Raw genomic sequence first — 13,160 nt, 5'->3', positions numbered from 1 at the left:
TCAGCTGGTACGACAACGAATGGGGCTTCTCCAACCGCATGATCGACACCGCCGGAGTGATGGCGAAATTCATCTGAGGATGATCGGAGGTCGATGGGCATGAGCAGCGGGCGATTGGCCGGAATAGCAAGGCACGATCGTCCGCGCGGCCCCATCGAAACCGTCAGCGAAGTCGCCGTGAACACGCGAGAGGGCGTGCACGGCGACTATCGCGGCGCGATGAAGCCAGACCGGCCGCGCAGGCGGCAGATCTCGCTTATGACCGCAGAGGGCTGGGCGGCCGCGATGGCCGATCTCGATATAGATCCGGGCGCCATCGAATGGTGGAACCGGCGCGTAAACCTGCTCGTGGAAGGGATTGCCCTGCCGCGGCGCGAAGGCGCGCGCATCCATATCGGCGAGACGCTGGTGATCGAGGTGGCGCAGGAATGCGACCCCTGCAGCCGCATGGAAGAGATTCATCCCGGACTGAAGGCCGCGCTGACGCCCGACTGGCGCGGCGGGGTTCTGGGCCGTGTGCTTGCGGACGGCATGATCCGCGTGGGCGACGATGTGAGGATTGAGGAATGACGGCTTTCAAGACGCTGGACGATATCAGCGATGCAAGAGGCAAGGTCGCGCTGGTGCGCGTCGATCTGAACCTGCCGATGAACGGCGGGCAGGTGACCGACAAGACCCGCATCAATGCCTCTGCGCCGACGATACTGGAACTGGCCGATGCCGGTGCCAAGGTGCTGCTGCTGGCCCATTTCGGCCGCCCCAAGGGCGCGCGCAGTTCGACGCAGAGCCTGTCGATGGTGGTCGACGCGGTGCAGGACGTGCTGGGGCGCGAGATCATGTTCGTGCCCGAAGTCGCGGGCGAAGTCGTCGCGCAGTCGATCGGCATCATGCGCGATGGCGATATCGCCATTCTGGAAAACACGCGCTTCTGGCCGGGCGAGGAAAAGAACGATCCGGAATTCGCCGCGGCCATCGCGGCGAACGGCGACTTTTACGTCAACGATGCCTTCTCTGCCGCGCATCGCGCCCATGCCAGCACGGAAGGGCTGACGAAGCTGCTGCCCTCCTATGCGGGCCGCGCGATGCAGAAGGAGCTGGAAGCGCTCGACAAGGCGCTGGGCAGCCCGGAAAAGCCCGTCGCCGCGGTCGTCGGCGGGGCCAAGGTCTCGTCGAAGCTCGCGGTGCTGGAGCATCTGGTGGGGCAGGTCGATCACCTCATCATCGGGGGCGGCATGGCCAACACGTTCCTGGCCGCGCGCGGCGTGGATGTCGGCAAGTCGCTGTGCGAGCATGAGCTGACCGGCACCGTCGAGAAGATCATGGACGCCGCGGATGCTTCGGGCTGCACCGTGCATCTGCCCTACGATGTGGTGGTGTCCAAGGAATTCGCCGCCAATCCGCCCTCGCTGCGCACCTGCAACGTGCATGAGGTGGCGGACGACGAGATGATCCTCGACGTCGGGCCGCAAGCGGTGGAAGCATTGGGCGACGTGCTCAAAACCTGCCGGACTTTGGTGTGGAACGGCCCGATGGGCGCGTTCGAGACGCAGCCCTTCGACGAGGCGACGGTTAAGCTCGCCAAGATCGCGGCGGCGCTGACGAACGAGGGGTCGCTGGTATCGGTGGCTGGCGGCGGCGACACGGTCGCGGCGCTCAACCATGCGGGCGTGGCCGATCAATTCTCATATATTTCAACGGCTGGCGGCGCGTTCCTCGAATGGATGGAAGGCAAGGAGCTGCCCGGCGTTGCCGCGCTTACGCGCTGAACAACGTCCTTCCCGCAATCACCCGGTCCATCCGGGCCATGATCGTTCAATAGGAGAGCATTGACGATGGATATGAAGAAACAGATCGCCGAGGGGCAAGGCTTTATCGCCGCGCTCGACCAGTCCGGCGGTTCCACGCCCAAGGCCCTGCGCGGCTATGGCGTGGAGGATCACGAATGGTCGGGCGATGACGAGATGTTCGGCAAGATCCACGAGATGCGCAGCCGCATCATCACCTCGCCGTGTTTTTCCAAGGGCAAGGTCATTGGCGCGATCCTGTTCGAAAAGACCATGGACGGCACCGTCGAGGGCAAGCCGACGCCGCAGGCCCTGATCGACCGCGGCATCGTCCCCTTCATCAAGATCGACAAGGGACTTGAGGACGAGGCGAACGGCGTCCAGCTGATGAAGCCGATGCCTGACCTCGATGCGCTGCTGAAGCGGGCGAAGGGCCTGAACGTGTTCGGCACCAAGGAACGCTCTGTCATCAATGACGCCAATGCCGAGGGCATCGCCGCCATCGTGAAGCAGCAGTTCGAAGTCGGCATGCAGGTCCTTTCGCACGGCCTGGTGCCGATGCTGGAGCCCGAGTACTCGATCAAGTCCGAGGGCCGCGCCGAGGGTGAGAAGATCCTGAAGGACGAGATCCTGAAGCTCCTGCCCACCGTGCCCGAGGGTGAGCAGATCATGCTCAAGCTCTCGATCCCGGTCGAGGCGAACCTTTATGCCGAATTGATCGCGCATCCCAAGGTGCTGGCGGTGGTCGCGCTGTCGGGCGGCTACAGCACCGAGGAAGCGTGCGAGCATCTGGCGAAGAACAAGGGCATGATCGCCAGCTTCAGCCGCGGCCTGCTGCAGGATTTGCGCGCCCAGCAGAGCGACGACGAGTTCGACGGAACGCTTTCGGCCGCGATCGACATGATCCACGCCGCCAGCGTCAACTGATCCGACTGACGACAGGAAGGGCCGCTCTCCCGCTGGGGAGGGCGGCCCTTTCCTATTCCACCATGTAGATGAACCGGTAATCGCCCGGCGCGATGTCGACCGACGGGCGGCGTTCGGGTGTCACGGTCGCCAGAATGACGCCATGATCGCGCACCGCCGTGCTTTCGGTCGCGGTCAGATCCAGTGTTTCGCGCCAGCCGGGGCCGTCGACCTGCGTGGTCACGACCACCCGGCCCGCCCAGATGCATTGCGTTCCCTCGGCACAGCGGCTGTCCTCCGCCACGGCGATGGGGGTCAGCACCAGATCGTCGGCCCGGACCGACTGCCCGAGGGCGACCGCGCTTCCTTGCTCGGCTGGTGCGATAGCCGCCGTACCGATGCCTGTGCCCGATGTCGCGGCGCATCCGCCCAATGTGGCCGCCACGAAAAGCGCGAATACCGTCAGACTGACCTTCATTTGACTTCACTCTCCTCGCGCAGCGCATTAGACGGGCGCGGATGAACGCGACCCAACTCTATCTCATATCGCCGCTGGACGTCTCCGGCGATTTCCCGCAGCGGCTCGCCCGCGCCATCGACGCCGCGCCCGGTCTTGTGACGGCCTTTCAGTTCCGCGTGAAGGATGTGGACCAGCATCAGGCCGCTGCGCTGGCCGAACCGCTGCAGGCGATCTGCGCCGAGCGGGACGTGGGCTTTATCGTCAACGATTCGATCGCGCTGGCCAAGCGTTTGAAGGCCGACGGCGTGCATCTTGGCCAGAAGGACGGATCGGTCGAGGAAGCGCGCGAGGAACTGGGACGCGAGGCGCAGATCGGCGTCACCTGCCACGATAGCCGCCATTTCGCGATGGAAGCGGGCGAGGCGGGGGCCGATTACGTCGCGTTCGGCGCATTCTTCCCCAGCACCACCAAGGACACCGAATACCGCGCCGATCTCGACACGCTGGAATGGTGGTATCGCATCTTCGAGATCCCCTGCGTGGCCATCGGCGGCATCACGCCCGACAATTGCGCCCCGCTGGTGACAGCGGGGGCGGATTTCCTCGCCGTATCGGGTGCGGTCTGGAACGGTGACGAGGAGGCCGCGGTGCGCGCCTTTGCCAAGGCCATCGGCGAAGCGCCCCCGCCGCCGGAATAAGCGTACCCGTCGGCTGCGCGCCGGACCCGGACCCTTCGTCTTTCCAGAGCGTTATGCGCCTGAAACGATTTGCGAAGGGAAGAAAATGCCCGCTGGAAAGACCGCCGTCCGCTTTGCGGCGCCGTTTGCGCTTGCACTGATGATCGCCGCTTGCGGCACGAACGAAGAGCCCGCGCCCGAACCTGCCGCAGAGGCGCCCGAAACCGACAATAATTACGCCGACGCCATGCGCAGCCGCGACAATGAGGCGGCGGCACCCGACGCCGTTCCCGACGCGCAGGAACGCCCCGTGATGCAGGCGCAGGTCATCCTCGACCGGATGGGCTTTTCGCCCGGCGTGATCGACGGCGAGATGGGGATGAGCACCAGCAATGCGCTGGAGGCCTTCCAGGAGGCGAACGGGCTCGACCAGACGGGCGAGCTGGACGATGCGACCCGCGCGGCTCTGCTGGGCACGACGGCGCTGGCGGATGACGGAGATGAGGCAGAGGCGCAACGGGAAAGCGCCACGCCGATGCCGACATCGACACGTCCCGGCTCTCGCGCCGTGCCCGCGACCCGCGTGGTCACGATCCCCGAGGATTTTGCAGTGGGCCGGTTCGAGGAAATCCCCGACGATCCGGCCAAGCAGGCTGAATTGTCGCGCATGGGCTACGAGTCGCTGGATGAGAAGCTGGCCGAACGGTTTCACACCACGGTCGAGGTGCTCAAGATGCTGAACACCCCTGAGGGCGCGCAGACGGATGAGGCGGAAGGAGAGACCGGAACCGCCGATACGGTCGACGATCCCAATCCCGATGACGACGTGACCCCCGGTCCTGCCAGCCATTTCCGTGCAGGCCAGAAAATTCGCGTGCCCAATATCGGCGCCGACTTTATCGACGCGCAGGCCGATCTCGACAGCGACTGGCGCGACACCTTGCGCGATCTGGGCGTGGGCAGCGACCAGCCGCAGGCGGCTCGCATCGTCGTGGACAAGTCGGACAGCACTTTGATCGCCTATGACAAGGCCGGAAAGATCATCGGGGCTTTCACGGTCACGACCGGGTCGGAGCATGACCCGCTGCCGCTGGGCGACTGGAAGATCACGGGCGTCGCGCATAATCCGCCGTTTTCCTATGATCCCTCGCTATTCTGGGATGTGCCCGACAGCGAGGAGCCGCAGAAATTGCCGCCGGGTCCGAACGGTCCGGTCGGCGTCGTGTGGATCGATTTGTCAAAGGAACATTACGGCATTCACGGCACGCCCGAACCGGAAACGATTGGCCGCGCGCAAAGCCATGGCTGCGTGCGCCTGACCAACTGGGACGCGGCGCGGCTGGCGCAGATGGTCTCGCAATCGACCGAGGTTCATTTCCAGCAATGACGCAGCCTGTATTCGCAAGAGCCAATGATCCGTCGCGCCGGGTCGATGCTGCGGCGTCTGCTCCTGTCGCGAAGGGCGGCTGGGGGCGCGACCTGCGTCTGGTGTTGACGACGATCGGCTTTACCTCGCTGGCGTGGCTGATCATCGGCGGCCTGCTAATGGGCTGGCTGTGGAGCGACAGGCCGGACGAGGAGCCTCTGGTAACCGATGCGGACCGGGCGTTGACAGATGCGGACCGCGCTCTGGCTGACGGCGGTGCCGATCGGTCCGCGCGGCAGCGCTCTGCATCGGCTCTGCCGGTACGCGCGCCGGGGGCTTCGCTGGTCATGCCGGTTGCGGGGGTAAAGCCGGGCATGCTGACCGATACGTTTACCGCCGCCCGCGCAGGCGGTGCGCGCAGCCATGATGCGATCGACATCATGGCTGCGGCGGGGACACCCGTCATGGCCGCCGCATCGGGGTCGGTGGAAAAATTGTTCGATTCGGAAGAAGGCGGCAGGACGATCTATATCCGGTCCGCCGACGGGAACTGGATCTACTATTACGCGCATTTGCAGGGTTATGCGCCGGGCTTGGCCGAGGGGCAGGCGATCCGGGCGGGTGAGCCGATCGGCCGGGTCGGATCGACGGGCAATGCCGATCCCGCCGCCCCGCATCTCCATTTGGCGGTCATGCAGATGGCTCCGGGCGAGGAATGGTACGAGGGCAGCGCGATCAATCCTTTTCCGCTGCTGGCAGGACAGCCGACGGAGGGCCGGTAATGAGCGAAGCAGGCGACATCATCACGCGGCTGGCGCTTGAGCCGCATCCCGAAGGCGGCTGGTACCGCGAAACATGGCGCGCCGACATGGAAGGCAGCGAGCGCGGCCATGCGAGCGCGATCCTGTTCCTGCTGGAAGAAGGCCAGCGGTCGCACTGGCACCGCATCGATGCGGCGGAAATGTGGATATTCAACGCGGGATCGCCGCTGACCCTTTCCACGGCGCGGGGTGAACGCGGCGAGGATGTGCTGCCCGACGTTACGCTGGGCAATGATTTGCTGGCCGGGCAGCATCCGCAGCACCTCTATCATGCAGGCGACTGGCAGGCCGCCCACGCGGGACAGGGCTGGTCTCTGGTCAGTTGCATCGTCGCGCCGGGCTTTGCGTTCGAAGGGTTCGAACTGGCACCCCAAGGTTGGCAGCCCGAGGGTTCCAGCCGGGATTGATGCGCGTCAATCGGGGGATGCAGCGCGGCTTATCCCCGGCAAGGCATTGCAAAGATCGCATGGTCGCCTAGATCGGGCACCCTGACGTTTTCAGGTAATGTTTGACGGGACCCGACCATGACTACCCATACCACGCGCATGCTCATCATCGGCTCCGGCCCTGCCGGCCTTTCCGCCGCAATCTATGGTGCGCGCGCGGGCATGGAACCGATCGTGGTGCAGGGCCTGCAACCCGGCGGCCAGCTGACCATCACCACCGATGTCGAGAATTATCCCGGTTTCCGCGACGTGATCCAGGGGCCGTGGCTGATGCAGGAGATGCAGGCGCAGGCCGAGCATGTCGGCACGCGCATGATGTGGGACACGATCACCAGCGTCGATATCGCGGGCGGATCGCCGTTCAAGGCGGTGGGCGACAGCGGCGACGAATATGTCGGCGACGTGCTGGTCATCGCCACGGGCGCGCAGGCCAAGTGGCTGGGCGTCGAAGGCGAGCAGAAATATTCAGGCAAGGGCGTATCGGCCTGCGCGACCTGCGACGGGTTCTTCTATCGCGGCAAGAAGGTCGTGGTGATAGGCGGCGGCAACACCGCGGTGGAAGAGGCGCTGTACCTCACCAATCATTCCGACGACGTCACGCTGATCCACCGCCGCGACGAATTGCGCTCGGAAAAGATTCTGCAGGACCGGCTGTTCGGCAATCCCAAGATCAGCGTGCTGTGGAACAAGACCGTCGAGGAATTCCTCGGCGACGAGGGCGGCCTGAACGCGCTGCGCCTGAAGGACACGGTGACGGGCGAGGTTTCGCGCTTTGATACGCAGGGCGCGTTTGTTGCCATCGGCCACGCGCCCGCAACCGAATTGTTCAAGGGCCAGCTGGAAATGGACGACAGCGGCTATCTGATCGTCGAGGCGGGGACGCCCAAGACGGCGGTGCCGGGCGTGTTCGCTTGCGGCGACGTGATGGACCACACCTATCGCCAGGCGGTGACGGCGGCGGGCACAGGCTGCATGGCCGCACTGGATGCCGAGCGTTTCCTCGGCACGCTGGAATTCGCGAAGAAGGAAGCGGCGGACGCCTAGTCCGGCCGCAGTCAGTCCGGGCGACGGGCCATCACGAAGCGCAGCAGGGCGCCATAGGTCTCCAGCATCTCGCCATCGACATCGTCATCGTCGATGATGAAGCCGAAGCGATCCTCGATCTCGGTCAGCAGGCCCATCACCGCCTGCGAATCGAGTTCGGGGACGGCACCGAACAATTCGGTGTCCTCGTCGAATGTGGAGACACGCTGTTCGTCGAGCGCGAGCGTATCGACCAGAATGGCGCGCAGCTTGTCGTCTGCGGATTCGGTCGCGGGCGGGATGGCATCGTTCATCACGGGGCGGGGGCTTAGCTTTTGACAAATGACGACGCAAGCGTGGCGACATCGCCTGCCGGTGCTATCGTGGCCGCAATGACCCGGCCTGCCTTTCCCGAACCGCTCGATCACCTCCCGCTGCGCGGACGCGGCGACGCGGTTGCGTTGGTGTTGAAGGACCGCGTTCTCGATTTCGCTGAGCTGGAAAATTGGACCGGCAGGCTGGCCGCCTGGCTCTCGGCGCGCGCTTCCGCAGAGGGATGGGGGAAGGGCGCGCGGGTCGCCAGCTGGGCGGGGAAGGGGCTGCTGACTTGCCTGATGCCGCTGGCGGCGCCGCGTGCAGGGCTGGTGCATGTGCCTATCAATCCCGTGCTCAAGGCTGCGCAGGTGCGGCACATATTGTCGGACAGCGGCGCGCGCTTGATGATTGCCAATACGGGCCGGTTGGCGGCCTTGGACGAGGACGACGTGCCTGACGCCTGCGCGGTGATCGACGAAAAACTGGCTGCCGAACAGGCGCAAGGCTGCGATCCGATCAGACCGTCTGCTGCCGATACCGACGCGCTGGCCGCGATCCTCTACACCAGCGGTTCGACCGGCAAGCCGAAGGGCGTCATGCTGAGCCATGCGAACATGTGGCTTGGGGCGGAGAGCGTGGCCGAATATCTTGGCATCTCTCCAGACGACCGGGTGCTGGCGGTGCTGCCACTGGCGTTCGATTACGGACAGAACCAGATGCTTTCGACATGGTATGGCGGCGGCGCGGTTGTCCCTATCGATTATCTGTTGCCGCGAGAGGTGGTGAAGGCGGTCGAGAAACACCGCATCACCACGCTGGCGGCGGTTCCGCCGCTGTGGGTGCAATTGCTGGAACAGGATTGGCCCGAAGCCGCGGTCGCGCCCTTGCTCCGCCTGACCAACACCGGCGGCGCGCTGGGCGAAGCATTGGTGCGGCGCTTGCGCGCGCAATTCCCCGACGCGCGGCTGTTCGCCATGTACGGCCTGACCGAGGCGTTTCGTTCTGCCTATCTCGATCCCGCCTTGATCGACAGCCACCCCACGTCATTCGGCAAGGCCGTCCCGCATGTCGAGATCATGGTGGTGAACGACGAAGGCCAGCCCGCCGGTCCGGGCGAGGAAGGCGAACTGGTGCATGCCGGACCCTTCGTGGCGCAAGGCTATTGGCAGGACCCGGCACGCACGCAGCAGCGGTTTCGCCCGGCGCCCGAATGGTCGGAATATGGCGGCACGGCGGTCTGGTCGGGCGACCGGGTGGTGCGCGATGGGCAGGGGCTGCTCTATTTCGTGGGTCGGCGCGATGCGATGATCAAGGTGCTGGGCCAGCGCGTCAGCCCGCAGGAGATCGAGGATGCGGCCGCCGCGACCGGACTGGTCGCCGAATGCGTGGCCTTGGGTCTACCCGATGAGAGGTTGGGCCAGTCGGTCCACCTGATCGCGCGGGCGGCGGCGGGCGGCGACCCCGAACCGACCGAGGCGCTGGTGTCCGCGCTGCGCCGGGAATTGCCCGCCTATATGGTCCCGCAGGCGGTCCATTGGCGCAGCGAACTGCCGCGCGGCGCGACGGGCAAGCTCGACCGTGCCTTGCTGAAGCGGGGACTGGAGGATGCGCGATGAAACCGATGGGTCCGGTGCCGGGTGGATTTGGCGCGATCGACGGCGAATTGGCCATCGGCGGGCGCAAGGCGAGCGATTGGGCGGAGCAAAGCACGCCTGTCTTCGTCTATGACCGCGCCCTGCTGGATGGCCGCGTGGCAAGCCTGCGCGCGGCGATGCCCAAAACGCTGGCGATCCATTACGCGATGAAGGCCAATCCCTTTCCGCCGCTGCTGTCGCACATGGCCGGGCTGGTCGACGGGATCGACATCGCCTCGGCGGGCGAGATGAGGCTGGCAATGGATGCGAGCGTGACACCGGACCGGATCAGCTTTGCAGGGCCCGGCAAGGACGATGGCGAGCTCGAAGCCGCGATTTCGGCAGGCGTCACGCTGAACACCGAATCGGCGGCGGAAATCAGGCGCGCGCTTGCCATTGGGGAGCGGCTGGGCATCGCGCCGCGTCTTGCGATCCGGGTGAACCCCGTGTTCGACATCAAGGGTTCGGGCATGAAGATGGGCGGCGGGGCAAAGCCGTTCGGCATCGACGCCGATCTGGTCCCGCCTCTCGCGCGCGAAATCGCAGACAGCGGCGCGCAGTGGCGCGGATTTCACATCTATGCCGGCAGCCAGGCGCTGGATGCCGACGCGGTGATTGCGACGCAGGCGGCGACACTGGCGCTGGCAGGCGATCTGGCGGAGCGGGCGGGCGTGGACGTGCCGCATTGCAACCTCGGCGGCGGGTTCGGCATCCCCTATTTTCCGGGCGACGCGCCTCTCGATATCGAACGCGTTGGGGAAGCATTGAGCGCGGCGCTATCGCGGCGGTCCGAACGTCTGGCCGATACGCGGTTCGCCATCGAACTCGGCCGCTATCTGGTCGGCGAGGCGGGGGTCTATCTCACCCGCGTGATCGATGTGAAGGAAAGCCACGGCGAAATCTTCGCGGTGACCGATGGCGGGCTGCATCACCAACTGGCCGCATCCGGCAATTTCGGCACGGTGGTGCGGCGCAACTATCCGGTGGCCGTCGCCAATCGCTTCGACGCGGATCCGATCGAGCGCGAACAGACCATCGTGGGACGGCTCTGCACGCCGCTCGACCTGCTGGCGAACAAGGTCGCCCTGCCGGAAATTCGGGCAGGCGACCTTGTCGCGATCTTCTGCGCGGGGGCCTATGGCGCCAGTGCCAGCCCTTCGGCTTTCCTCGGCCACGGCCCCGCGCGCGAGGTGCTGGTCTAGCGCGTATCGACCAGCAGCAGCTCGACGTCGTCTTTGGCGGTGATCGTCAGCACGTCCTCGCCCGTCACGGCGATGCCGTCACGCTCCTGCGCTTCATGCCCGTTAGCCCTCACCGCGCCGCCGACCGGCACGGTGTAGTAATGGCGCGCGGGATCGAGCGACAGGTCCAGCGTATCGCCCGCCTTCAGCGTCGCCGCCAGCACGCGCGCATCGGCACGCAGCGGTAGCGCATCATCCTTCTCGGGCTCGCCGCTGGCGACGGTGACCCACGAACCCGCACGGTCGCCGCGCGGGAATTCTCGCTGGCCCCAGCCCGGTGCCTCGCCCGTTTTCTCGGGCAGGATCCAGATCTGGAACAGCGTCGTGTCCTCGTCCTCGAGGTTGAACTCGGCATGGGTGATGCCGGTGCCCGCGCTCATCACCTGGACGTCACCGGCACCGGTCTTGCCCTCGTTGCCCAGGCTGTCGCGGTGGCTGATCGCGCCGCTACGCACGAAGGTGACGATTTCCATGTCGCGGTGGGGGTGCGGGGGAAAGCCGCTCTTGGCCTGGATCCAGTCGTCGTTCCACACGCGCAGCCGGCCCCAGCCCATGCGGTCAGGATCGTGATAGCCCGAAAAGCTGAAGTGATAGCTGGTGTCCAGCCAGCCGTGATTGGCCTTGCCAAGTCGGTCGAAGGGGCGAATTTCAATCATTGCGTCTCTCACCTCGGCGGGGTTCCCCCGTCTGTGCGGGGCCGCCGGCATAGGCGAGAGATGGCGGATCGTGCGAAGCGTTCAAGAAGGCACAATCATGTGCCTGCCGTCCTGCGGTGATGACCGCCTATTGCTCGCCGTGGCCGCGCGCGAGGTAATCGGCCGATTGCATCTCCATCAGCCGGCTGACGGTGCGGCCGAATTCGAACGCGCCATTGCCGGAGGGGTAGAGATCCGCAGGGTCGGCATCGGCCGTCGCGATCAGTTTCACGCCGTTTTCGTAAAGCGCGTCGATCAGCGTGACGAAGCGCGCCGCCTCGTTCAGCATGTCGGGGCCCATGACGGGTATGCCGACGATGATCACGGAATGGTAATGCCGCGCGATGGCCAGAAAATCGCTGGAACCGCGGGGCTGGGCGCATAGCCGCTTGAACGAGAAGACGGCGACTCCCTTCAGGCTTTTGGGGACCCACAGGCTGCGCTGCTCGCCGACCTTCAGCTCATGGCCGGTGACATGCTCGGCATCCTCGGGCGGATAGTCGGTCAGGCGAAAGAACGCCTCGCGCGCCTTTTCGGTCGCGGCGGGCCCGGTGGGCGAATACCACACGTCCATGCCGCCCAGCCGTTCGAGCCGGTAATCGGTCGGCCCGTTGAGGGTCAGCGTGTCGAGTTCCGCCTCGATCAGGTCGATGAAGGGCAGGAACAGCCCGCGATTGAGCCCGTCCTTGTAGAGGTCGCGCGGCGGGCGGTTCGACGTTGTCACGACCGTCACGCCCTCGTCGCGGATAAGCGCGGTGAACAGCCGGCTCATGATCATGGCGTCGGCGGTGTTCTTCACGACCATCTCGTCAAAGCAGAGGCAGCGGATGCCTTCGCCAAGCTGGCGCGCGACGGGGGCGACGGGATCGCCGCTTTCTTTCTTGCGCTCGTCGCGGAGACGCTGGTCGACCTCCAGCATGAATTCGTGGAAATGGACGCGGCGCTTGGCGGCGATGTCCAGCGTCTCGTGGAACAGGTCCATCATCATGGACTTACCCCGCCCGACATCGCCCCACATATAGATGCCGCGCGGGCGGGGCGGCTTCTCCCTCTTCAGCCGTGCGAAGAAACCTTGGCTGGCCGGAGATGCCTCAAGCTCCTCCTGAAGGCGCGCCAGACGATGGATCGCGGCCTTCTGCTCCTCGTCAGGCCGCAGCTCGTCATGCGCCAGCAATTCTTCGTATCGCGCGATCAGGCCCGCCAAGATGTCACCTGACCTTGCGCTGCAACATAGTAAAGGCCGCAACCACGGTCTCTTGCTGAACGAGCGTTCCACGCGTGAACAGCATTCGCCCGGTTTCCTTTGTCAGTGTGACGAGCGCGTCTAACGGCATTGCCAGATCGCCGGGACTGATGAACTGGGTGTGCACATCGACGGTGACCACCTTCAGATCCTCATTCCCCGTGATCAATATGCTGGCCGGATAGACCGCCATGTCGATAAAGGCGAGGATGACGCCGCCATGGATCACATCGTTAAAATTGGCATGACGCTCGTCCGGAAATATCCGGATGCGAGCGGTCGCCGGATCGTCCAGCCGCGACAATATCCGCGCAAAAGTATGGCGGTTGAACTGCCCCTCGGGACCGATAACCCACTCTTGCCACCCCGGGTGATCCGGGGCGGGCGCGAATGCAACCGCCGGATGCACTGCCGTCAGACCAGGCGCTCGGCTTCCATCTTCTTGATTTCGGCAATGGCCTTGGCAGGTGACAGGCCCTTGGGGCACACATTGGCGCAGTTCATGATGGTGTGGCAGCGATAGAGGCGGAAGGGATCCTCCAGCTCGTC

At 65.2% G+C, this 13,160-nt stretch carries 15 protein-coding genes and 1 pseudogene; 10 read left to right on the top strand and 6 right to left on the bottom strand.

Annotated features, from left to right (window positions below; genetic code table 11):
- Positions 1-114: 114 nt before the first annotated feature.
- From AC4FIJ_RS15810 to AC4FIJ_RS15800, 3 genes are all read left to right on the top strand, one after another.
- Complete coding sequence (locus AC4FIJ_RS15810; RefSeq protein ID WP_490337604.1) at positions 115-570, top strand: MOSC domain-containing protein; 456 nt, start codon at positions 115-117, stop codon at positions 568-570.
- Positions 567-1,766 carry a phosphoglycerate kinase gene (locus tag AC4FIJ_RS15805; RefSeq protein ID WP_490337603.1) on the top strand — a complete coding sequence of 400 codons (1,200 nt, stop codon included), beginning with the start codon at positions 567-569 and terminating at the stop codon, positions 1,764-1,766. Before AC4FIJ_RS15810 ends, AC4FIJ_RS15805 begins: the two co-directional genes overlap by 4 nt.
- 66 nt (positions 1,767-1,832) lie before the next feature.
- Positions 1,833-2,711, top strand: a complete 879-nt coding sequence (locus tag AC4FIJ_RS15800; protein ID WP_490337602.1) for a fructose bisphosphate aldolase — start codon at positions 1,833-1,835, stop codon at positions 2,709-2,711.
- Between the two features lie 52 nt (positions 2,712-2,763).
- Here AC4FIJ_RS15800 and AC4FIJ_RS15795 read toward each other — a convergent pair whose 3' ends face one another.
- Positions 2,764-3,168: a hypothetical protein gene (locus tag AC4FIJ_RS15795; RefSeq protein WP_490337601.1), complete on the bottom strand. Its 405-nt coding sequence runs from the start codon at positions 3,166-3,168 to the stop codon at positions 2,764-2,766.
- A 41-nt stretch (positions 3,169-3,209) separates the two neighbouring features.
- Between AC4FIJ_RS15795 and thiE the strand changes: the two genes are divergently transcribed.
- The 5 genes from thiE (at position 3,210) to trxB (ending at position 7,504) form a co-directional block, all read left to right on the top strand.
- Complete coding sequence (gene thiE / locus AC4FIJ_RS15790) at positions 3,210-3,848, top strand: thiamine phosphate synthase (protein ID WP_490337600.1); 639 nt, start codon at positions 3,210-3,212, stop codon at positions 3,846-3,848.
- Positions 3,849-3,933: 85 nt separating this feature from the next.
- Positions 3,934-5,214, top strand: a complete 1,281-nt coding sequence (locus AC4FIJ_RS15785) for a L,D-transpeptidase family protein (protein ID WP_490337599.1) — start codon at positions 3,934-3,936, stop codon at positions 5,212-5,214.
- Positions 5,215-5,435: 221 nt separating this feature from the next.
- A complete protein-coding gene (locus tag AC4FIJ_RS15780) occupies positions 5,436-5,975 on the top strand; it encodes a M23 family metallopeptidase (protein ID WP_490337605.1) in 540 nt (179 codons plus the stop codon).
- Entirely contained in the window at positions 5,975-6,421 is a 447-nt protein-coding gene (locus tag AC4FIJ_RS15775) for a cupin domain-containing protein (RefSeq protein WP_490337598.1), read from the top strand. Before AC4FIJ_RS15780 ends, AC4FIJ_RS15775 begins: the two co-directional genes overlap by 1 nt.
- Before the next feature lie 117 nt (positions 6,422-6,538).
- Positions 6,539-7,504, top strand: coding sequence for a thioredoxin-disulfide reductase (gene trxB / locus AC4FIJ_RS15770; protein WP_490337597.1), 966 nt, complete (start codon positions 6,539-6,541; stop codon positions 7,502-7,504).
- Between the two features lie 11 nt (positions 7,505-7,515).
- Here trxB and AC4FIJ_RS15765 read toward each other — a convergent pair whose 3' ends face one another.
- Positions 7,516-7,797 (bottom strand): acyl carrier protein, encoded by a 282-nt coding sequence (locus AC4FIJ_RS15765; RefSeq protein ID WP_490337596.1) that lies wholly within the window; start codon positions 7,795-7,797, stop codon positions 7,516-7,518.
- Between the two features lie 78 nt (positions 7,798-7,875).
- On the opposite strand from AC4FIJ_RS15765, the gene AC4FIJ_RS15760 reads away from it, so the two are divergent.
- Positions 7,876-9,414: an acyl-CoA ligase (AMP-forming), exosortase A system-associated gene (locus AC4FIJ_RS15760; protein WP_490337595.1), complete on the top strand. Its 1,539-nt coding sequence runs from the start codon at positions 7,876-7,878 to the stop codon at positions 9,412-9,414.
- Positions 9,411-10,634 carry a pyridoxal-dependent decarboxylase, exosortase A system-associated gene (locus tag AC4FIJ_RS15755; RefSeq protein ID WP_490337594.1) on the top strand — a complete coding sequence of 408 codons (1,224 nt, stop codon included), beginning with the start codon at positions 9,411-9,413 and terminating at the stop codon, positions 10,632-10,634. The genes AC4FIJ_RS15760 and AC4FIJ_RS15755 overlap by 4 nt, the downstream gene beginning before the upstream one ends.
- On the opposite strand, the gene AC4FIJ_RS15750 is transcribed toward AC4FIJ_RS15755, so the two are convergent.
- The 4 genes and pseudogenes from AC4FIJ_RS15750 to AC4FIJ_RS15735 all read right to left on the bottom strand — a co-directional run.
- Positions 10,631-11,329: a pirin family protein gene (locus AC4FIJ_RS15750; RefSeq protein ID WP_490337593.1), complete on the bottom strand. Its 699-nt coding sequence runs from the start codon at positions 11,327-11,329 to the stop codon at positions 10,631-10,633. The genes AC4FIJ_RS15755 and AC4FIJ_RS15750 overlap by 4 nt on opposite strands.
- 127 nt (positions 11,330-11,456) lie before the next feature.
- Positions 11,457-12,572, bottom strand: a complete 1,116-nt coding sequence (zapE, locus tag AC4FIJ_RS15745; protein WP_490337592.1) for a cell division protein ZapE — start codon at positions 12,570-12,572, stop codon at positions 11,457-11,459.
- Positions 12,573-12,576: 4 nt separating this feature from the next.
- Positions 12,577-12,915 carry a PaaI family thioesterase gene (locus AC4FIJ_RS15740; RefSeq protein WP_490337591.1) on the bottom strand — a complete coding sequence of 113 codons (339 nt, stop codon included), beginning with the start codon at positions 12,913-12,915 and terminating at the stop codon, positions 12,577-12,579.
- A gap of 110 nt (positions 12,916-13,025) precedes the next feature.
- Positions 13,026-13,160, bottom strand: a pseudogene (locus AC4FIJ_RS15735) (succinate dehydrogenase iron-sulfur subunit); the annotation flags it as partial.

Source organism: Croceicoccus sp. (assembly GCF_983967925.1).
This window is presented reverse-complemented; position numbering and strand designations above follow the sequence as displayed.